General features: G+C 62.2%; 1 protein-coding gene. It reads left to right on the forward strand.

The genetic code is table 11. The annotated features are described in order from the left end of the window. Positions 1–1173 (forward strand): elongation factor Tu (gene tuf / locus HDG33_RS36835; protein ID WP_221311655.1); only part of this gene is annotated, 1173 nt, incomplete at its 5' end.

A 1173-nucleotide genomic window follows, 5' to 3' on the forward strand; every position in this document is an offset into this window, starting at 1 on the left:
GAGCGGACCAAGCCGCACGTGAACGTGGGCACGATCGGTCACGTTGACCACGGCAAGACCACGCTGACGGCAGCGATCACGACGGTCCTGACGCAGAAGTTTGGCGGCGAAGCGAAGGCGTACGACCAGATCGACGCGGCGCCGGAAGAAAAGGCGCGTGGCATTACCATCAACACCGCGCACGTCGAGTACGAAACGGCTAACCGCCACTACGCACACGTCGACTGCCCGGGCCACGCAGACTACGTGAAGAACATGATCACGGGCGCGGCGCAGATGGACGGCGCAATCCTGGTGTGCTCGGCTGCCGACGGCCCGATGCCGCAAACGCGTGAGCACATCCTGCTGGCGCGTCAGGTTGGCGTTCCGTACATCATCGTGTTCCTGAACAAGTGCGATATGGTGGACGACGCCGAGCTGCTGGAACTCGTCGAGATGGAAGTTCGCGAGCTTCTGTCGAAGTACGACTTCCCGGGCGACGAGACGCCGATCATCAAGGGTTCGGCCAAGCTGGCGCTGGAAGGCGACAAGGGCGAGCTGGGCGAGGTAGCGATCATGAACCTGGCCGATGCGCTGGACACGTACATCCCGACGCCGGAGCGCGCGGTTGACGGTGCGTTCCTGATGCCGGTGGAAGACGTGTTCTCGATCTCGGGTCGCGGCACGGTGGTGACGGGTCGCGTCGAGCGCGGCGTGATCAAGGTTGGCGAGGAAATCGAGATCGTCGGTATCCGTGCAACGGCCAAGACGACCTGCACGGGCGTGGAAATGTTCCGCAAGCTGCTCGACCAGGGTCAGGCAGGCGACAACGTTGGTATCCTGCTGCGCGGCACGAAGCGTGAAGACGTGGAGCGTGGTCAGGTTCTGGCCAAGCCGGGTTCGATCAACCCGCACACGCACTTCACGGCTGAAGTGTACGTGCTGAGCAAGGACGAAGGCGGCCGTCACACGCCGTTCTTCAACAACTACCGTCCGCAGTTCTACTTCCGTACGACGGACGTGACGGGCTCGATCGAGCTGCCGAAGGACAAGGAAATGGTGATGCCGGGCGACAACGTGTCGATCACGGTGAAACTGATCAACCCGATCGCGATGGAAGAAGGTCTGCGCTTCGCAATTCGCGAAGGTGGCCGTACGGTCGGCGCTGGTGTCGTCGCCAAGATCATCGAGTAA

Source organism: Paraburkholderia sp. Cpub6, assembly GCF_014201065.1.
Lineage (GTDB): Bacteria > Pseudomonadota > Gammaproteobacteria > Burkholderiales > Burkholderiaceae > Paraburkholderia > Paraburkholderia tuberum.